We start from the raw sequence: 19,693 nt of genomic DNA, 5'->3' as shown, positions 1-19,693 counted from the left end.
GCGGCTAGTCCCAGGGCGGGACATGTCGGCTGACATAGGCGCGGGCACGCGGAAGCGGATCGGCCCAGTACTGGTGGGGCATGCGGTGCGTGTGCCGGTCACAGAACTCGGCGAGGCTGCTCGTGATCAGGGTGCGTTCGAGGGGGTGGCCCTCGAATTCGGCGTTGACCGCCAGCAGCTGCCGTTCGGGGTTCCAGCCGGACTGGTCGAACGCCCAGTCGTTCCAGAGCGCGTAGGTGTGCAGGAGCGGGCGCTCGCCGACGAAGCGCGCCGCCGCGATCCCGATCGGCCGGTCCGGGTAGAGGTCCCGGCAGGTCCAGGCGAGGATGTGGCACGCGCCGGAGGCGAAGAAGGCCTGATCCGTGCGCTCCCAGGAGACGCGTTGGTCGGAGCGCTCGATGGGGGTCCGGCGGAAAGCTCCCGATGCGGTGGCCGTCATCAGCTGGACGGTATGCGACGGGTGCCCCCGTGGACGGGCTCGGGGGCCGGGCACTCCGTACCCCCGGGTAGGGGGCTGGGATACTGGCGCGCATGGGGTTTCCGTACACGGATCTGAAGGACTTTCTCCGGGCGTTGGAGAAGGCCGGTGAGCTGGTCCGGATCAGCGCGCCCGTCGACCCCGACCTGGAGATCAGCGAGATCGTCCAGCGCGTGGTGAGGGCGAAGGGGCCGGCGCTGCTGTTCGAGCGGCCGACCCGGGGGGACATGCCGCTGGTGATCAACCTGTTCGGTACCGAGAAGCGGATGGCCATGGCGCTGGGCGTCGAGCGGCTGGACGAGGTCGGCGAGCGGATCGGCGCGCTGCTCAAGCCGGAGCTGCCCCAGGGCTGGTCGGGGATCAAGGACGGCATCTCGAAGGTGATGCAGCTCAAGTCCGTACCCCCCAAAAAGGTTAAAACGGCTCCCTGTCAGGAGCTGGTGATGCAGGGTGACGCGGTCGACCTGAACAAGCTTCCCGCGTTGCAGACCTGGCCGGACGACGGCGGCGTGTTCCATAATTTCGGGCTCACGCACACCAAGCACCCGGAAACGGGCAAGCGCAACCTGGGGCTGTACCGGCTCCAGCAGCACTCGAAGAACACCCTCGGCATGCACTGGCAGATCCACAAGGACTCCACGGCGCACCACGCGGTCGCCGAGCGCCTGGGTCAGCGGCTGCCGGTGGCCATCGCGATCGGCTGCGACCCCGTCGTCACCTACGCGGCGACGGCCCCGCTGCCGAGCGACATCGACGAGTACCTGTTCGCCGGGTTCCTCCGGGGTGAGCGGGTCGAGATGGTCGACTGTCTCACCGTGCCGTTGCAGGTCCCGGCCCAGGCCCAGATCGTCATCGAGGGGTACCTGGAGCCGGGCGAGCGCCAGGACGAGGGCCCGTTCGGCGACCACACCGGGTTCTACACGCCGGTCGAGCCGTTCCCGGTCCTGCACGTCACCGCGATCACCATGCAGCGCGAGCCGATCTACCACACGATCGTGACCTCGAAGCCCCCGCAGGAGGACGGCCCGATCGGCAAGGCCACCGAGCGGATCTTCCTGCCGCTGCTCAAGCTCGTGGTGCCCGACATCCACGACTACGACATGCCCGAGCCCGGCGTGTTCCACAACTGCGTGATCGTGTCGATCAAGAAGCGGTACCCCAAGCACGCCCAGAAGGTGATGAACGCCATCTGGGGCGCGCACCTGATGTCGCTGACGAAGCTGATCGTGATCGTGGACGACGACTGTGACGTGCACGACTACAACGAGGTCGCCTTCCGGGCCTTCGGCAACGTCGACTACTCCCGGGACCTGCTGCTCACCGAGGGGCCGGTCGACCACCTCGACCACGCCTCGTACAACCAGTTCTACGGCGGCAAGCTCGGCATCGACGCGACCCGCAAACTTCCCAGCGAGGGGTACCACCGGGGCTGGCCGGACGAGCTCGTCATGTCCCCGGACGTGGTCGAGAAGGTCAGCAAGCGCTGGAAGGAATACGGCCTGTGAGCGCTGTGGCGACGAAGTCCAAGGACTTCCTGAAGCTCGTGCGGATCGAGCACTCCGTCTTCGCGCTGCCGTTCGCGTACCTGGCCGCGTTGACCGCGATGACCCGCGACGGCAGGCGCGTCCAGTGGCTCACCCTGCTGATCGTCACCGTGGCCATGGTCGGGGCGCGGACCTTCGCCATGGCCGTGAACCGGATCATCGACCGGCACATCGACGCGCAGAACCCGCGGACCGCCGAGCGCGAGCTGGTCACGGGCGCGCTGTCGGTGCGTACGGCGTGGATCGGCGCGCTCGTCGCCCTCGTCGTGTTCCTCGGGGCGGCCCTGCTGCTCAACCCGCTGTGCGCCGCCCTGTCCCCGCTGGCCGTCGCCCCCCTGATCATCTACCCGTACGCGAAGCGGTTCACCGACTTCCCGCAGGGCGTCCTCGCGCTGGCCCAGATGGTCGGACCGGCCGGCGGCTGGCTCGCGGTCACCGGCACGTTCGAGGGCTTCGGCCCCGCGTTCGTCCTCAGTGTCGGGGTCGGACTGTGGATCGGCGGCTTCGACCTGATCTACGCCTCCCAGGACGCCGAGGTGGACCGGCGGATCGGGGTGCGTTCGGTGCCGGCGCGGTTCGGGGTGCGCGCGGCACTTCACGCGTCCTCTGTCGTACACCTGCTTGCGTTCGCCCTGTTCGTATGGTTTGGCCAGTGGGCCGGCTTCGGCTGGCTGTGGTGGATCGGGCTCGCCCTGACGGCCGCGTCCTTCGTCTACCAGCACTCCATCGTCCGGCCCGACGACCTTTCCCGGGCAAACCGGGCTTTCTTCACGGCCAACGGCTTCGTCGGAATCGCCCTGTTTGTCTTCGCGCTGGCCGATCTGATGATTCTCCAGCATCTGCGGGTGTAATTCACTCACGTGCCGGGTAGTGACACACTGGGAGTTCGCCCCTTGAGGAGGCGCCATGCTCAGGTACCCGAACGAGCCCCTAGACATGTGGGCCGAAGACGAAGAGCTGGAATCCGCCGAGGCTGCGGAGGACGACGGCTAGGCCGGATGCTGCGGTCGCCCCTCCCACTTGGTGGAGAGGGCGATCGTGGTCCGGGTCCGTGACACCCCGGAGATCCGGTTCATCCGGGCGATCAGCTGCTCCAACTGTGCGATCGTGCCCACCCGGGCCTTGCAGAGGAACGACTCCTCGCCGGCCATGAAGTAACACGACTCGATCTCCACCAGCTCGTGCAGCGCCGCGCTGATCTCCTCGATCTCGCCCTCGCTGGTGATGATCCCGATCAATGCGGTCACCCCGAGCCCGATGGCCTCCGGGTCCACAGCGGCCTGGTAGCCGAGCAGCACCCCACCGGACTCCAGTTTGCCCACCCGCTCGTGCACGGCCGGCGCGGACAGTCCCACCTGCCGGGCCAGCTCCGCGTACGACAGGCGGGCGTTGATGCGGAGAAGCTGGACGAGTTGGCGGTCGATGGCATCCACACCGCAGACCCTATCCGGAGGGTGGCAAGGTACTCCAAAAACCACCCAAGTAAGTGCTCTTTTGTTGTTTCCGGGATGAGCACCCAACGACGGTGCTCTAATGGTCAGTACGTCCATTGCGACGTAAGGGGGGGTTGTGGACACAGGCGATCGTCTATTGACGCCGGGCGAGGTGGCGGCACTGTTCCGCGTCGACCCGAAGACTGTCACCCGATGGGCAGCGGCGGGGCGGATCGGAAGCATCCGGACGCCCGGCGGCCACCGGAGGTTCCGGGAGTCTGAGGTCAAGGAGCTGCTGGGTTCCGAGGGGCTGCACGAAGAGCAGCCCGTCGCGGCGACTCCTCCGCCGACGCAGACGCAGCACCGGCCGCCGCAGCACTAGACCCCGGGCCGCGAGGCCCAGTACGGGCCGTCAGGCCCAGCAGGGGTCCAGGGTTCGGGTCGAGGTTGACCCGGGCGGACACGGACATGCGGCCCGCGGTGGTTGAGCGGGCCGCCGGGTCCCTTTGTGCCCGACACCGGGCTCCGCTGGCGCCGAGGCCAGCGCCCGACTCGGGCAGTCCGGCGCCGAGCGTGAACTCCCGCCCGGCGCGATCTACTACCGGGCTGAGCCGAGCTCACCCGCCCAGCGCTGGAACAACGTGTGCGGCACGCCCACCGCGTCCAGGATCTTCCCCGCCACGAAGTCCACCAGCTGGTCCACCGTCTTCGTACCGGCGTAGAAGCCCGGGCTGGCCGGCAGGACCACGGCACCCGCGTCGTGCAGGCGCAGCAGGTGCTCCAGGTGGCTCCGCGACACCGGCGTCTCCCGGGGCACCACCACGACCGGGCGGCGCTCCTTCAGGTTGACGTCCGCCGCGCGTTGCAGCAGGTCCTTCGACAGGCCCATGGCGATCCCGGCGCACGCGGCCGTGGACGCCGGGACGACGAGCATGCCCCGGACCGGGTAGCTGCCGCTGCTGGGGCCGGCGGCGAGGTCACCGGCGGGCCAGTAACGGACGTCCCCGGCCCCTGAGCGGCCCAGCCAGAGGGCCAGGTCCTCCGCCCAGTGCGCGTCCCGGAACGCGATCCCCGTCTCGTCGAGGATCGTCAGCCGGGCCGCCCGGGACACGACGAGGTCCACGGGGAGACCGGCGTCCAGGAGGGCGTTCAGGGTCGCTTTGGCATACGGCGTCCCCGACGCCCCGGAGATCCCGACCACCCACGGCACACGCTGCATCCCTACAGCCTGCCAGCCGCCTCCGGCCCGACCCCGCCGGGCCGCCTGTGGGGCGTCTCGTCGGACGGGACACGTTCCCTCAACTTGTTCCCTCGGAGGAGCCGGTCCGCAGGTCGGAGGTAGCCTTCGGATCATGGAGCAGTTGGATCGGGGTTGTGACGATGCCCGCGCATGGGTGACCGAGGCGATCAGGAAGGTGGCCGCGGACGCCAACCGTTCGGCCGACACCCACCTGCTGCCCTTCCCGCTCCCGCCGGAATGGGGCATCGACCTCTACCTCAAGGACGAGTCCGTCCACCCGACCGGCTCCCTCAAGCACCGCCTGGCCAGGTCACTGTTCCTGTACGCGCTGTGCAACGGCTGGATCGGCCCGCAGACCACGATCGTCGAGGCGTCCTCGGGCTCCACGGCCGTCTCCGAGGCGTACTTCGCCCGGATGCTCGGGCTGCCCTTCGTCGCCGTCATGCCCGCGTCCACGTCGCCGGAGAAGTGCGCGCTGATCGAGTTCAACGGGGGCAGGTGCCACCTGGTGGACGACCCGGCGAAGGTGGTCGTGGAGGCGCGCTGGCTCGCCGACGACATCAAGGGCCACTTCATGGACCAGTTCACGTACGCGGAGCGGGCCACCGACTGGCGGGGCAACAACAACATCGCCGAGTCGATCCACGACCAGCTCAAGCTCGAACGGCACGCCATCCCGGCGTGGATCGTGGTCGGGGCCGGCACCGGGGGTACGAGCGCGACGATCGGCCGCTACCTGCGCTACCAGATGCACTGCACCAAGCTCGCCGTCGTCGACCCGGAGAACTCCGCCTTCTACGCCGCCTGGAAGGCCCTGGACTACACCGTCAACACGGGCAAGGGGTCGCGGATCGAGGGCATCGGGCGGCCCACCGTCGAGGCTTCGTTCATGCCGACCGTGGTCGACCGGATGATGTCGGTGCCCGACGCGGCGTCACTGGCCGCGATGCGGCGCGCCTCGGAGCTGCTGGGGCGGAAGGTGGGCGGCTCCACCGGTACCAATCTGTGGGGGGTCTTCGGGTTGATAGCCGAGATGCTGGCGGCCGGCGAGCAGGGTTCCATCGTCACGCTGCTCTGCGACGGCGGCGAGCGCTACGTCGACACCTACTACTCCGACGAGTGGGTGGCCGCCCAGAACATGGACCTCGCCCCGCACCTCGCCCGGATCGACAAGTTCCTCGACACCGGGGCCTGGTAGAACACGCGAAAAGGCCCGACACCGTTGCTGGTGTCGGGCCTTTTTCAGCTGGTACTAGCGGGGAGCGCTGTCCCGGGTGCCCCGGTAGCCACCCTCGCGGGGAGCGTCCCGGTACGAACGCGGGGCGGCACTGTCGCGGGCGCCACGGTAACCACCCTCACGCGGGGCGCTGGACGCGCCGCGGTAACCGCCGGTCGACGGGGCGCCACCCTCGCGGGTGCCACGGTAGCCGCCGGTGGACGGGGCGCCACCCTCGCGGGAGCCGCGGTAGCCGCCCTCGGAGGAGCCGCCACGGTAGCCGCCACCCTCGCTCGAGCCGCGGTAGCCGCCGCCCTCGGAGGAGCCACGGTAACCGCCGCCCTCGGAACCGCCCCGGTAACCGCCCGGCCGGCCGCCGTCACGGTAGCCGCCACCCTGACGGTAGCCGCCGCCGCCCTGCGGGCGACCGCCCCGGCGCGGACGCTCGGCCCGCGGGTCCGGCACGGTGGTGGGCTCGTAGCTGGGAACGCTCGCGCCGGTGATCTCGATCAGCTTGGCGTCGCCCGGGCGGACCCGGGTCTCGGTCGGCTTGACGCCGGCCTTGTCCATCAGCTGCGTGATCGAACGACGCTGCTTCGGCAGGCCCAGCGTGACGACCGAACCGGTCTCGCCGGCCCGGGCGGTACGACCCGCGCGGTGCAGGTAGTCCTTCGGGTCGGCCGGCGGGTCGATGTGCACGACGAGCGAGACGTTGTCGACGTGGATGCCGCGGGCCGCGACGTCCGTGGCGACGAGGACGTTGACGACGCCGTCCTTGAACTGCGCCAGCGTCCGGGTGCGCAGGCCCTGCGGCTTGCCGCCGTGCAGGCCGACAGCCGGAACCCCGGCGGCGAGGAGCTGGTCGGTGACCCGGTCCACGGCCATCTGGGTACGGACGAACATGATCGTCCGGCCCGCCCGGTTGGCGATCTCGGCGACGATGGAGAACTTCTCCTGCGGCGGTACCAGCAGGATGTGGTGGTCCATGGTGTCGACGGCCGGGCCCTCGGGCACGATCGAGTGGGTCACCGGGTTGGTCATGTAGCCCTTGACCAGCTTGTCGACGTCGCCGTCGAGCGTCGCGGAGAACAGCAGACGCTGGCCCTCGCGCGGGGTCCGGTCGAGGAGCGCCATGACGTCGGCCTGGAAGCCCATGTCACACATCTGGTCGGCCTCGTCGAGAACGGTCATCTCGATCTCGGAGAGGTCGCACACGTTGCGGTCACACAGGTCGGTGAGCCGACCCGGGGTGGCCACCAGCACCTCGGTGCCCCGGCGCAGGGCGTCGATCTGCCGGTCGTACTTCACGCCGCCGACGGCGGTGTTGACCCGCAGCCGCAGCGAGCGGGCCAGCGGGGCGAGCGCGTCCGTGACCTGCATCGCGAGCTCGCGGGTCGGGACGAGGATCAGGGCCAGCGGCTTGTGGGCCTTGGCGGACCGGCCGTCGAGCCGGGCCAGGAGCGGCAGGCCGAAGGCGAGGGTCTTGCCGGAACCGGTGGAGGCCCGGCCCAGCACGTCGTAACCGGACATAGCATCCGGGATCGCCACGTTCTGGATGGCGAACGGTGCGTCGATGCCACGGGCAGCGAGCGCGGTGATCAGAGAATTGGGCAGGCCAAGCTCAGCGAAGGACAACAGAAACCTTCCGAATACAGGCGCGCCATCCAGAAGGACCCCTATGATTCGAGCTCTGGTGATCCAGGCTCTTGGGGTTCCGGGCAGCGCCTGATTAATTGCGCTGGCTGGCCGACGGGCCGGGCACGCAAAAACAGCGCGCCGTCAACATGATGGACCCAGTCTAGCTGACGGGGGGCCAACCCCGCTCCACGTGGTGACGCAGTCGACTGTGACCTGCCCAACTGTCCAGGTCCTCGGGCAGGATGTAAGGCATGGGAAACCCTCTCAGTCAGTACACCCTGGATGAGCTCCGCCAGCGCCGGAGCATGAAGTGGCGGCAGTACCCCGACGACGTCCTGCCGCTGTGGGTCGCCGAGATGGACACGCCGCCCGCCGAACCGATCCGCGCGGCCCTCGCCGCCGCGCTCGACCGGGGCGACCTCGGCTACTCCACCCCCGGCGGGGCCGTCGAGGCGTTCGCGGGATTCGCCGGCACGCGGTACGGCTGGACCGTCGACCCCGCCGACGCCCGGCTCTCGCCCAACGTGATGCTCGGCGTCTCCGAAGTGCTCCGTCACGTCACCCGACCCGGCGACGGCGTCGTCGTCAACCCGCCCGTGTACCCGCCGTTCTACCACTACATCCCCGACGCCGGCCGGCGCATCATCGAGTCCCCGCTGGTCAGAGTGGACGGACAGTGGACGCTCGACCTCGAACGGCTCGAACGCGACTTCGCCGACGCGTCCGCGTACCTGCTGTGCAACCCGCAGAACCCGACCGGGGTGGCGTACTCCCGCTCCACGTTGCTGGCCATCGCCGACCTCGCGGAACGCTATGACGTCCGCGTCCTCGTCGACGAGATCCACGCGCCCCTGACATATCCCGGGGTATCCCATGTGCCGTTCCTCAGCCTCGACACGGCCGCGTCCCACCGCGCCATCGCCTTCCACTCCGCGTCCAAGGCGTGGAACCTCGCCGGCCTGACCACCGCGATCATCGTCGGCGGGCCCGGGGCGCGCGCCGACCTGGACCGGATCAGCCACAACTTCGGCGACGCCGTCGGCATTTTCGGGGTACTCGCCACCGAGGCCGCCTTCGCCCACGGCACCCCCTGGCTCGACTCCCTGCTCGCCGGCCTCGACGCCAACCGCCAGCTCCTCGGCGACCTGCTGCGCTCCTCCCTCCCGACCGTCGGCTACGTCCAGCCCCAGGCCACCTATCTCGCCTGGCTGGACTGCTCCGAACTCGGACTCGGCGACGATCCGGCGGCCGTGTTCCTGGAACGCGGGCGGGTGGCGTTCAACGCGGGGAACGCGTTCGGGAAGCCCGGGGCCGGGCATGTGCGGCTGAATCTGGCGACGTCCGGGGAGCGGGTGGAGGAAGGGGTGCGGCGGATGGTGGCGACGCTCAGCTAGGTGGCCGGGGGCCTCGTGGGTGGCCGGGGAGCGTCGGAGCTTGCTGCTGGGGTGCCTGTGGGCTGGGGCATGCTGGCGTGAGCCGCCGAGGGCTCGTGGGCTGGCCGGGGCGCCTTGGCGCGAGCCGCCGGGGCTGGGGCGGTTCATGTTGGCGCGAGCCGTCGGGGTGCCGGGGCTGGTCGGTTCGTGTTGGCGTGAGTCGCCGGGGTGGTCGGCCACCGCGACGGAACAGCTTCAGCGCGGGTGCTGCCGGGCGTCATGGGCGCGGAACACGGACGCCCCGGGGCGTGTCGGGTGACACGTTCGGGGGCGTCCGGTCAGCTGTCGGGTGCCCTGGTCGGGGCGGTGCCTGTCAGCTGCTGAACATCCAGGCCAGCAGGTCCTGCATGAAGAACCCTGCCGCGACGCCCAGCCCCACCATCACCGTGAGCACGATCCCCAGAATGATCAGGACCCGACGGGTACTGTTCCGCTCCGGTTCCGGCTCCGGGGGCGGCAACGCGAACGGGGAACGGGGGCCGAAGATCTGGCCCGTCAGGGAGCCGTTCGTGGACTCCAGCGGGGTGAGGACGCCGTAGCCGCCGGTGTGGCCGTACGGGTGGGCCGTGGGTGGTGGGGCGGGGAGGGCTGTGCCGCCGTAGACCGTGCCGCGGGCGGAGTCCTGGGTGGGTGCTGGTGATGCCTGGGCCGTCGAGGGCGGCTGGGGCGCCGGAGGTGCCGGGGGCCAGGCCTGGGCGGACGGTGCCGGGGCCTGGGTAGCTGGAGTTGCGGCCAGGTCGTGTGCGGCCGGGGCGTGGGTGGCCAGGGGCCAGGGGGCCGGGGCAGGGGCAGGGGCTTCGGCATGCGCATGGGCATGGGCGGCCGGGGATTGGGCGGCCGGTGCCGGCTCGGTCGGGGCCGGGGGTGCGGCGTGGTGGGCCGGGGGCGGCTGGGACTCGTACCCGTCGAGGGGTCTGGATTGTTCCGCCCGGGGTGCCGGCTCAGGCCAGAGAGGTGCCGACTGAACCGGGGTCTCGGGAGCCTGGACGATCGGCAGCGCCTGTGAGTGGCTCGGGACCTGCGCGCGGCCCTGGAAGCGCCCGGCACGCTGTGGAGGCGGGCCGCCCGGCTGGACCTGTGCCGCGTTCTCGGCGGACGCGGCCGGCGGCGCGAGGTCGGGCTCTGCCGATGCCGACTCGGGCTGCTGAGCGAGCGCGGCATCCTCCGTGCCCGTGCCGGTGCTGGCACCCGTGCTGGTGCCCGTGCTGGTGCCTGTGCTGGAGTCGGCTTCGGCGGGCGAAGAGGGCAGGGACGAGCCCGTCGACTGCGCCGGAATCCTCGTCGTCGGAATCGTCGAGACCGCCGGCACCTTCGTCGTCGGGATCAGCGGCGCGTCCGAACCGGGACCGCGCCGGGGCGGAGCGTCCTCGCCCCGCTCGCCACTGAACGAGCCACGCACCGCCCCCGGAGCACCGGCCGGCTCCGGCGGCCACGACTGACCGGCCGCGCCGAACGCCGACGGGGTCTGGAACTGGCCGCCACCGTTGGGCGTGGGCCACCCCTCGGCGGGCATGCCGTCGCGCGGAGTGTCGTAGCCGGCGGCCGGCGGGTAGCCCACCGGGGTCGGATTCGCCGGAGCCGTGTAGTTGGGCTGGGCCGGACCGGGCGGCGGACCCTGCGGCACGGGAGGCTGCTGCTCCGGGGCGGGGCGCGCGAAATCATGCCAGACGGGTACCGGCGGGGACACCGCCTGGCCCTGATCTGCCCACTGCCCCTGGGGAGCACCGAACTGGCCACCCTGGGCCGACGGGTCCTGCGGCCACTGGGCCTGCTGGGGGTGCCCAGGAGCCTGCTGCCCTAGCCCTGGGGCCTGCTGCCCTTGCCCGGCGGCCTGCTGGTCGGCGCCCGGCTGCTGACCGGCACCCTGGTTCCACTGGCCCTGCGCGGGGTCGCCCCACTGCCCGGATGCCGGGGGCGGCGGCGGGGTCTGGTCGCGGAGCCCGGGCGCGGACTGGTTCCACTGCCCGGGTGCGGGCGGCTGGCCCTGCGGCGCGGGACTGGACGGTGCCGGCCACGGCACGGGGCCCGAGGACTGCTCCCCCTGGCCGGGAGGCGGCGCGGGCTGGGCCCACTGTCCCTGGCCGGGCTGCCCGGCACCGGGGACCTGCCCCTGCGCTGGTCCAGACGGTGCGGGCCACGGTGACTGACCGGAACCAGCCTGATCCCACTGCCCCGGGGCGGGGGCCTGTCCTTGCGGCGCGGGGCTGGACGGCGCGGGCCACGGCGACTGGCTGGAAGCGCCCTGATCCCATTGCCCGGGCGCAGGGGCCTGTCCGTGCGGCGCGGGGCTCGACGGTGCGGGCCATGGCGACTGGCCGGAGCCGCCCTGGTCCCACTGGCCGGGGGCGGGGGCCTGCCCTTGTGGTGCGGGGCTCGAAGGTGCCGGCCACGGCACCGGGCCGGACCCGGGGCCCGACGAGGCCTGGTTCCACTGCCCGGGCGGCGTCTGGCCCTGCGGGGCGGGGCTGGACGGCGCCGGCCACGGCACGGGACCCGACGCCTGGCTCCCCTGTCCCGGGCCGGCCTGATCGCCGGGGCTGGGAACGGGCTGCCCCTGCGGTGCGGGGCTGGACGGCGCGGGCCACGGCACCGGGCCGGACCCGGGGCCAGCGACAGGTGGTCCTGCCTGGTCCCATTGCCCGGAAGGGGCCTGGCCCTGGGGCGCCGGGCTGCTGGGTGCCGGCCATGGCGCGGGACCCTGGTTCCACTGCCCCGGACCGGCCTGGTCGTTGGTGCCGGAGGGAGCCTGGCTCTGGGAGCCCGTGCTGGACGGCGCGGGCCATGCCGCCGGGTCGGACCCGGAGCTGGGCGCGGCCTGGTTCCACTGTCCGGGCGCAGCCTGGTTGCCTGGCCCAGCGGGAGCCGAACCCTGTGAGCCGGACGGGTCCCACTGCGCGGGGCCCTGCTGACCGGACGGTGGGGCCGCGTCCCTGTGCCCGGAAGGGGCCTGACCCGGTGTTGCGGGGCCGGACGGTGGGGGCCACGGCACTGGGCCCGAGGTCGGGTTGGGCGCGGGCGGTGCGGCCTGGTCCCACTGACCGGGCGGCGTCTGGCCCTGCGGGGCCGGGCTGGTGGGCGCGGGCCACGGCACGGGGCCGGACGCAGCCTGGGGCTGGTCCCACTGACCCTGCTGCGCCGGGGCGGCGGGCTGCTGCCACTGACCGGGTGCTCCGGGAGTACCCGGCGTAGGCGCGCCCTCGTTGGGGGTCGCACCCGGGGGTCCCCACTGGCCCGGCGCGGGCTGCTGGTTCCACTGGTCCGCGGGCGGGGGCGAGGCCGGGTTCCACGCACCGGGCTGACCCGGCGCAGGCTCGCCCGGGCTGGGCCACTGCTCGACCTGGGCACCGGAACCCGGCTGGCCGGGCGCGGGCCACTGTTCGACCTGGACACCTGCCCCGGGCTGGCCGGGTGCGGGCCACTGCTGGACCTGCGGGGGCTGGTTGGGCGCTGGCCACTGCTCGCCCGAGGCGCCGGGGCCCGACGGGCCGGGCTGCGGCTGCTGGTCCTGAGCCTGTCCGGGCGGCGGCCAGGCGGCGGACTGGCCCTGGGCCTGATCCCGCTGCGGCGCCTGAGCATGGTCCTGAGCGCCGGGGGGTACTGCCGGATCCCACTGACCCGCTGCCGAACCCGGACCCGGCGCCGACCACTGTTCGACAGCGGGAAGCCCCTGATCGGGCTGGTCGGAGGCCTGGGCGGCGCGGTACACCCGGGGCTGGGACTGGCCGGTCAGGGCGGACACCTCGTCGGCCGTGACCGGGGCACCAGCGACCCGGGCGACACCCCGGGCGGCGACGGACTGGTTGCCGGACGGGCTGGTCCACGCGGCGGGCTCGGGGGCCGCCTGTACTGAGGCCGGTTCCGCTGCGGGGGAGCCGGATTCCGAGACCGGTCCAGCCCCCACGGAGCCGACATCACCGGACTCCGGCGAAGCGGACCCGGACTGCGGCTCATGTCCGCCGAACTCGGACTGCGATTCGGAATCGCCGAAGGCGGCCCGAGACTCGGAGCCGGCGACCTCTGACTGCGGCTCGGAGCCGGCGAACGCTGACGAGGCGAACGCGGACTGGGGCTCGGACCGGGCGGACTCGGACGACGTGAACCCGGACTGCGGCTCGGAACCGCCGGACTCCGACGACGTCACCGGAGACCCGACAGCCTCGGGCGAGGCGGAGCCGTGCTGCTCGGAGCCGGGTCCCGACGACGCGAACGCGGACCCGGACCTGTACCCGGCCGGGTCCGATGACGAGGATCCAGGCTGCTCGAAGTCGACAGGCTCCGACACGGAACCGTGCTGCGGCTCGAACCCGGCGGGATCCGACGGCGTGAACGCGGACTGGGGCAGGTACCCGGAAGGATCCGACGTCGTGGCGCCGGGCTGCTCGTAGCTGGCGGGTTCCGGTGACGCGGAGGCGTGCTGCGGCTCCAGTCCGGCCAGGTCTGCCGGCGACGCGTGCTGCGGCTCCAGCCCGATCGGGTCCGACGACGAAGCGGGGTACGGCTCGAGTCCTGCCGGGTCCGACGACGAAGCGGGGTGCGGCGCGGCGTCGGTGGGGGACGCCGGGGCGGCCCCGGGTGCGGGGGGCTCGAACTGTGCGGCGAAGGCCGACCACGGGGCGTCCGCCGACGGCTGTGCGAGCTGCCCGGACGGGGGCGCGGCCTGGTCGGCGTTCGGGGCGGGGGCGCTGGGGGACGAGTACCCGGAAGAGGGGGTGTCTCGCGGGGCCTCGGCGAGCGGGGCGGGAGGCGAAGACACGAGCGGGGCGGGAGGCGGGGACATCGGGGGCCACGCGTCGGCGGGCGGCGGCGCGTCGTGGCCGGCCGAACCGGACTCGGGCTGCGGCCACTCGGCGGGGGAGTCGTTCCCGGCCGGCGACGGCGACGCGGGCCACGGGTCCTGGGGAGCGGCCGGCGCGGACTGTGACCAGGACACGGACGGACCGAAGTCGTGACCTGCGGGTTCGGGTGCGGGCCAGGCGCCGTGCGACGCGTCCGGCGCTTCCTGGTTGGTCGACGACCACTGCTCAGCCGGCGGCGCGGCCTGCGGAGGCAGCTCGAAGGAACCCGAGTCCAGGACGCCGTGGCTGGAGGAGGGCCACGGCTCGGCGGCGGGCGGCGCGGCCGGCGGAGGCGTTCCGAAGGACTGGGCACCCAGGGCGTCCTGGCCGGAAGCGGGCCATTCGTCCGCCGGAGGTGCGGCCTGCGAGGGCGTTCCGAGCGGGTCGGGTGCGGCCTGGTTGGGCCACGGGTCCACCGGTGGTGCGGACACCGGCTCGGCCGGGCTCGCGGCCTGCTCGGGCGTGCGGGCGGGCCACGGGTCGACGCCCGGGGCCGGGGCGGCGGGTTCCTGGTTCCACGAGCCCGGCGAGTCAAGTTCCGAAGCCCCGGCGTCGAGCCTCGGATCGGAGCCGGATGCCGAAGCCCCGGCGTCGGGCCGCAGGTCGGAGCCGGATGCGGAGGCCCCGGCGTTGGGCTGCGGGTCGGAGCCGGGTGCCGGAGACGCGGCGTCCGGCGCGGGCCACGGGTCGGCGCCCGGTGCTTCGGAGGACCAGGTGGCGGCCGGCGGCGCTGACCCGGGCACGGCCGGCGCGGGCGCGTCGAGGGCGCTCGGGGCCGGCCAGGCGTCGGCGGGCTGTTGGGCGGAGTCGTTCGGGCTCCATGCCGCCGGGTCGTTCGGCGCCGAGGCAGCCGGGTCACCCGGGCTCGATGCCGCAGCTGGGGCGGAGGCCAAGGCCGCCGGGTCACCCGGGCTCGATGCCGCAGCCGGGCCGGAGTCCGGGGCTGCGGGAGACGAGGACGGCCACGCGGCCTCGGCGGTCGGCCCGGCCACGGGCGCGGCGACGGACGGCACCCCCGAGGACGGGGTCGGCCACCGGTCGACGGGCGCGCCGTTCTGCGGGGGCCACGCGTCCGGGGCCGGTGGGGGGCCCGCCGGCTGGTCGGCCGCGAGCTCGCCGGAGCGGTACACCCGGGACTGGCCGGGGGCCTGGGGCATGCCCGGTTCCGGGGCGAGCGCGCCGGGCACGGTGGCCCGGCCGACGATGGGGACGACGGGGACGATCTCGGCGGGCGAGTGCGGGACCAGGTCCGCCGCGGACAGCGCGGTCAGCGGGCGTGGCTCGGGCACCTGGTCGGCGACGGGCGGCGGCTCGTGGGTGGCCCACGGCGCGGAGCTGGCCGGGGCCACGGACTCCGCCCACGGGGACTCCTCGGGCGGCGGGAAGCCGGCTCCGGAGGTGGGGGCGACCACGAGGTCGGCGGGCGGTGCCCACGGGTCCGCGGGTGCGGAAACGGAAGGAACCTCGACGGGTACGGACGGCTCCGGGTCGAACGCGCCCTCCCAGATCGCGCCGTCGGGCGGCGGCGGGGGCAGCTCGAACGCCTCCGGCAGGTCCTCCTCGGCGAACTCCTCCTCGGGCAGCACCGTGCCGATCGGCGGCGGCTCCTCGAGGGGCGGCAGGTTGGCGTCGACGGGTGCGTTGGCCTCGGCCTCGGCGGCCCGGATCGCGGCGGGGTCGTAGCCGGCCCGGTCGTCGGGGGCGTCGAACGGGTCGGGGCCGGGCTCGGGGCTCCACGTCGCGGACGGACGCTCGCTGGACCCGTCGGAGCCGAACGTTGCGCCCGGGGTGGAGCCCGAGCCGGCATCCGGCACCGGAGCCGCGTCGGAGCCTGCGCCCGGGAACGGGAATCCGCCGTGAGCTGGGGCGGAATCCGGGCCGGTGAATTGGCCGCCACCCGGAGCGCGGTCGGAGCCTGCGCCCGGGAGCGGGAATCCACCGGAATCTGAGCCCGGGAAAGGGGCGTTCCCCGGAGCCCGATCGGAACCGGCGCCCACCGAAGGAACATCACCTCGGTCGGACGGCGTCGCGGCATCCTGGATCCGAGGGGACCCCGGATCCGCCGCAACGGGCCCGCTCCCGACATCCCACTGGCCCAACGCGTTCCGCATCGGGGGCCACGTGGGCGGACCGACATGGTGGGCGGGGCGACCACAGCTCGGGCAGGCCGCCCCCTCGGAACCGAGGGGCGAACCACAGGCCTCACACAACTCGTCGCTCACCGGAGCCCTCCCACTGCCGAGCGCTCACCAATACTGTCACGGATCGACGCAGCTCTTCGAAGTTGTACCACTAGCGATGTCAGCTGGGCGTGAACCCTAACCCGCGGGGACCACCTGGGCGGAACCGGCCACCGGGGTTCCCGCGGCCGGCGCGGCGGCCGGAGCGGGGGCCGGCTCGGCGCCCGGGGACGCGGGCGTGGCACCCGGCGCGTCGGGGCTGGCGGGGGCGTCGCCGGAGCCGGCGGGAGGCGGGCCGGCACTGGCTGGGGTGTCCGCGGGCGTGGTGGTGGGCGTGGTCGAAGGCGGCGTGGTGGGGGGCCGCGGCGTGGGGGTCGACGGCGTGGTCGGGGTGGGGGTCGGCGTGGGTGTGGGCGTCGGAGTCGGCTTGGGAGTGGCCTGGATCTCGTCGACGACGCGGGTGGCGCGGTAGAAGTCCCCGGTGCTGACCGTGGAGATCTTCACCACGTCCCCGGGTTCGGGCGCCTGGATGACCTGGTTTCCGCCGATGTACATGACGACGTGGTAGATGCTCCGCCAGTCCGTCTTGGACGTGTTGTAGAAGAGCAGGTCACCGGGCAGGAGCTGGGAGGCGTCGACCTCGCGGGTCGTCTTGTACTGGTCGTTCGCGATCCGGGTGACCGACACCCCGGCGGCCTTGTACGACCACTGGACGAGCCCGGAGCAGTCGAAGGTGTTGTTCGCCCCGTTGGCACCCCACACGTACGGCCGGCCGAGCCGGGTCTTCGCCCACGCGACGGCTTCGAGGGCCTTCGGGTTGGGCAGCTGGCCGAGCGAGTTGGGCTTGAGGTTGGAGAGCTTGAGCTTGTTGAGCTCGGTGGCGACCCGGTCGGCCTGGGCCCTGGTGAGCTGGGTCGAGTACTCCGCGCGGAGGGTGGCCAGGGCGGCGGCCCGCTGGTCGTACTGCGCCTTGAGGGTCGTGAACGCCGTCGTCGCGGTGGCCGAGGCGGTGACGGCCGTGTCGTACGCGGCCTTCGCGGTCTGCTCGTTGCGCTGCGCGGTCAGGTAGTCCTTGGCCGTGTACTGCCCCTGGGTGCCGCCGTGGTCCTTCAGCCCGGGGGCGAGGGCGGACAGGTCCCGCAGGTCCTTGCCGAGGGGGCCGAGCGCGGCGAGGGCCTGGGCCTCGCGGTAGCTGGCGGCGGCCGCGTCGGAGGCCTGGCTCTCCCAGCCGGTGAGGATCGCCGTGGCCGCGGCCAGGGACTCCTTGGTCTGGGTGACGACCTGGGCGGCGGTGTCGGCCGTGATCTTGGCCGCGAGGGACTGCTGTTCGAGGAGCTTGACGGCCACGGCCTCGGCGTTCACCTTGGCCTCGATGGCGCGGATCGCCGGGTCCTCCAGGTCGCCGCGCACGGTGGGGACGGCGGCGGCCGCGTTCGGCACGGGCGGCCGGACCCCGGCGTCGGGGATCCCGCTGACGGCGGGGCGGTTGGGGGTTCCGGGGTCGGCTGCGGAGGGGGTTGCGAACGCGAGAGCTCCGATCAAGGCGCACAGAAAAAACCATGCGGTCTTTCTCGTCTTCATTCCGCCCCCTGTGTCGCCGAACACTGACCTCTGCCACAGTACGAAAGCCGCACTCGCGTTGCTACCCCAAAATCGGTCGGTAATCAGGCTGTGACCCATAGGGCAGCGGAATCCCTGGTGAAGTCGCGACGTACTCTCGGGTACATGGACGCCGGACGCAAGCGCGAGCTCGAAGCAAAGGTCTACGCCGGGGAGCGACTGACCCGCGCAGACGGTGAGGCACTCTACGCGACGGACGACCTCGCCTGGCTGGGAAGGCTCGCGCACCACAAGCGCACCGAGCTCAACGGCGAGAACGTCATGTTCAACGTCAACCGGCACCTGAACCTGACGAACGTCTGCTCCGCCTCCTGCGCGTACTGCTCCTTCCAGCGCAAGCCGGGGGAGAAGGACGCGTACACGATGCGGGTCGAGGAGGCCGTCCGCCTCGCCAAGCAGATGGAGGACGAGCAGCTCACGGAGCTGCACATCGTCAACGGCCTGCACCCGACCCTGCCGTGGAAGTACTACCCGCGGGTCCTGCGCGAGCTGAAGGCCGCCCTGCCGAACGTGAAGCTCAAGGCGTTCACCGCGACCGAGGTGCAGTGGTTCGAGAAGATCTCCGGCCTGCCGGCCACCGAGATCCTCGACGAGCTGATGGACGCGGGCATGGAGTCGCTGACCGGTGGCGGCGCGGAGATCTTCGACTGGGAGGTCCGCCAGCACATCGTGGACCACGCCTGCCACTGGGAGGACTGGTCGCGGATCCACCGGCTCGCGCACGAGAAGGGCATGAAGACCCCGTCGACCATGCTCTACGGCCACATCGAGGAGCCCCGGCACCGGGTCGACCACGTGATGCGGCTCCGCGAGCTCCAGGACGAGACCGGCGGCTTCGCGGTGTTCATCCCGCTGCGCTACCAGCACGACTTCGTGGACTCCAAGGACGGCGTGATCCGCAACAAGCTCCAGGCCCGCACGACGATGGCCAGCCCGGCGGAGTCGCTGAAGACGTTCGCGGTGTCCCGGCTGATGTTCGACAACGTGCCGCACGTGAAGAACTTCTGGGTCATGCACGGCCTGTCGCTGGCCCAGCTGTCGCTGAACTTCGGCGCGGACGACCTGGACGGCTCGGTCGTGGAGTACAAGATCACGCACGACGCGGACCAGTACGGCACGCCGGACAAGATGACGCGGGACGACCTGCTGGAGCTGATCCGCGACGCGGGCTTCGTCCCGGTCGAGCGCAACACCCGCTACGAGATCGTCAAGACGTACGAGCCCGGCCCGAAGCTGGCCGAGCGCCGGGCCGAGCCGCAGCAGGTCTGGGCCTAGGGGCGTCCGGCGGCGACCCACGCCTCGTGCTGGGCCGCCGCCAGTTCCCACAACCCCTCTTCTTCGGGTACGCCGAGGCGGCGCACCACGGCCGCGAACCCGGCCCGGTCCAGCTCGACGGTCTCCGTGCCCCCGGCCGTCCGCACGATGTGGTTCCGGGCGCGCACGGACTCGGTCCGGTCGGCGTACATCCGCTGCACGACGAACGTCCGGACGAACGGCGAGTCGGCCTCTCCGGACAGTCGCCGGTGCGCGGCGGTGAAGTCGGCGAGCGCGCGCGGGGCGGTGCGTAGTTCGAAGCCGGGCGGCGAGGTGCGGCCGTCGAGCCCGATCCACCAGTGTCCGCCCTGGTCGGCCACTGTGAAGGTCGCCGGGCCCTGGGTGTGGCCGCCCGGTTCCAGCGGCAGCGGTTCCAGGAAGCCGTCGCCGAGCCCAGCGTCCGCGATCCAGGTCCGGCCGTCGAGCGGGACGAGGAGCACCAGGTGGTTGCCCCACGCGGACTCGCCGGTGCGGGCCCGGTTCACGGCGGCCTCCGCGTAGGTGACGGCGAAGCCGAGGGCGGTGAGCAGCGCGCCGAACAGGCCGTTGAGCTGGTAGCAGTAGCCACCGCCGCCCCGGTGCACGATCTGCCGCTCCAGTGCGGCGAGGTCCAGGGCGGCGGTGGTGCCGAGCTGGATGGTCGCGTTCTCGTACGGCACCGCGAGGAGTTGGGCGCGGTGCACGGCGCGCAGGGTGTCGAGGGTGGGCGCGAGCGACCCGGTGTACCCGATCCGCCGCAGATAGCCGTCCACATCGATCATG

The 19,693-nt window shown here is 72.6% G+C and carries 13 protein-coding genes; 6 read left to right on the top strand and 7 right to left on the bottom strand.

All coding sequences use genetic code 11. The annotated features are described in order from the left end of the window. Positions 1-4 precede the first annotated feature (4 nt). Positions 5-439 (bottom strand): hypothetical protein, encoded by a 435-nt coding sequence (locus AB0M43_RS32040; RefSeq protein WP_363729655.1) that lies wholly within the window; start codon positions 437-439, stop codon positions 5-7. Between the two features lie 83 nt (positions 440-522). Here AB0M43_RS32040 and AB0M43_RS32035 point away from each other — a divergent pair, with 83 nt between their 5' ends. Continuing rightward, positions 523-1,983: a menaquinone biosynthesis decarboxylase gene (locus AB0M43_RS32035; RefSeq protein WP_363729908.1), complete on the top strand. Its 1,461-nt coding sequence runs from the start codon at positions 523-525 to the stop codon at positions 1,981-1,983. Then, positions 1,980-2,873 carry a menaquinone biosynthesis prenyltransferase MqnP gene (gene mqnP, locus AB0M43_RS32030; RefSeq protein WP_363729653.1) on the top strand — a complete coding sequence of 298 codons (894 nt, stop codon included), beginning with the start codon at positions 1,980-1,982 and terminating at the stop codon, positions 2,871-2,873. Before AB0M43_RS32035 ends, mqnP begins: the two co-directional genes overlap by 4 nt. A gap of 138 nt (positions 2,874-3,011) precedes the next feature. Here the strand turns inward: mqnP and AB0M43_RS32025 are convergent, their stop codons facing one another. Further along, entirely contained in the window at positions 3,012-3,455 is a 444-nt protein-coding gene (locus AB0M43_RS32025) for an Lrp/AsnC family transcriptional regulator (protein ID WP_363729651.1), read from the bottom strand. A 136-nt stretch (positions 3,456-3,591) separates the two neighbouring features. Here AB0M43_RS32025 and AB0M43_RS32020 point away from each other — a divergent pair, with 136 nt between their 5' ends. Then, positions 3,592-3,837: a BldC family transcriptional regulator gene (locus tag AB0M43_RS32020; RefSeq protein ID WP_363729649.1), complete on the top strand. Its 246-nt coding sequence runs from the start codon at positions 3,592-3,594 to the stop codon at positions 3,835-3,837. A 216-nt stretch (positions 3,838-4,053) separates the two neighbouring features. On the opposite strand, the gene AB0M43_RS32015 is transcribed toward AB0M43_RS32020, so the two are convergent. After that, positions 4,054-4,674, bottom strand: a complete 621-nt coding sequence (locus AB0M43_RS32015; RefSeq protein ID WP_363729647.1) for a UbiX family flavin prenyltransferase — start codon at positions 4,672-4,674, stop codon at positions 4,054-4,056. 133 nt (positions 4,675-4,807) lie between these two features. Between AB0M43_RS32015 and AB0M43_RS32010 the strand changes: the two genes are divergently transcribed. Beyond that, positions 4,808-5,893: a PLP-dependent cysteine synthase family protein gene (locus AB0M43_RS32010; RefSeq protein ID WP_363729645.1), complete on the top strand. Its 1,086-nt coding sequence runs from the start codon at positions 4,808-4,810 to the stop codon at positions 5,891-5,893. A gap of 54 nt (positions 5,894-5,947) precedes the next feature. On the opposite strand, the gene AB0M43_RS32005 is transcribed toward AB0M43_RS32010, so the two are convergent. Next, the gene (locus AB0M43_RS32005; RefSeq protein WP_363729905.1) at positions 5,948-7,549 is read right to left on the bottom strand and encodes a DEAD/DEAH box helicase; all 1,602 of its coding nucleotides are present in this window, start codon (positions 7,547-7,549) and stop codon (positions 5,948-5,950) included. Positions 7,550-7,800: 251 nt separating this feature from the next. On the opposite strand from AB0M43_RS32005, the gene AB0M43_RS32000 reads away from it, so the two are divergent. Beyond that, positions 7,801-8,943: an aminotransferase class I/II-fold pyridoxal phosphate-dependent enzyme gene (locus AB0M43_RS32000; RefSeq protein WP_363729643.1), complete on the top strand. Its 1,143-nt coding sequence runs from the start codon at positions 7,801-7,803 to the stop codon at positions 8,941-8,943. A gap of 352 nt (positions 8,944-9,295) precedes the next feature. Here AB0M43_RS32000 and AB0M43_RS31995 read toward each other — a convergent pair whose 3' ends face one another. After that, positions 9,296-15,631 carry a hypothetical protein gene (locus tag AB0M43_RS31995; protein ID WP_363729641.1) on the bottom strand — a complete coding sequence of 2,112 codons (6,336 nt, stop codon included), beginning with the start codon at positions 15,629-15,631 and terminating at the stop codon, positions 9,296-9,298. A gap of 504 nt (positions 15,632-16,135) precedes the next feature. Next, entirely contained in the window at positions 16,136-17,539 is a 1,404-nt protein-coding gene (locus AB0M43_RS31990) for a C40 family peptidase (protein WP_363729638.1), read from the bottom strand. 183 nt (positions 17,540-17,722) lie between these two features. On the opposite strand from AB0M43_RS31990, the gene mqnE reads away from it, so the two are divergent. Further along, entirely contained in the window at positions 17,723-18,892 is a 1,170-nt protein-coding gene (mqnE, locus tag AB0M43_RS31985) for an aminofutalosine synthase MqnE (RefSeq protein ID WP_363729635.1), read from the top strand. On the opposite strand, the gene AB0M43_RS31980 is transcribed toward mqnE, so the two are convergent. Further along, positions 18,889-19,692 (bottom strand): arylamine N-acetyltransferase, encoded by an 804-nt coding sequence (locus tag AB0M43_RS31980; protein WP_363729633.1) that lies wholly within the window; start codon positions 19,690-19,692, stop codon positions 18,889-18,891. The two genes, mqnE and AB0M43_RS31980, sit on opposite strands and share 4 nt — an antisense overlap. Between the last annotated feature and the right edge of the window lies 1 nt (position 19,693).

The organism is Longispora sp. NPDC051575, assembly GCF_040681875.1.
Classification (GTDB): Bacteria; Actinomycetota; Actinomycetes; order Mycobacteriales; family Micromonosporaceae; genus Longispora.
This window is presented reverse-complemented; position numbering and strand designations above follow the sequence as displayed.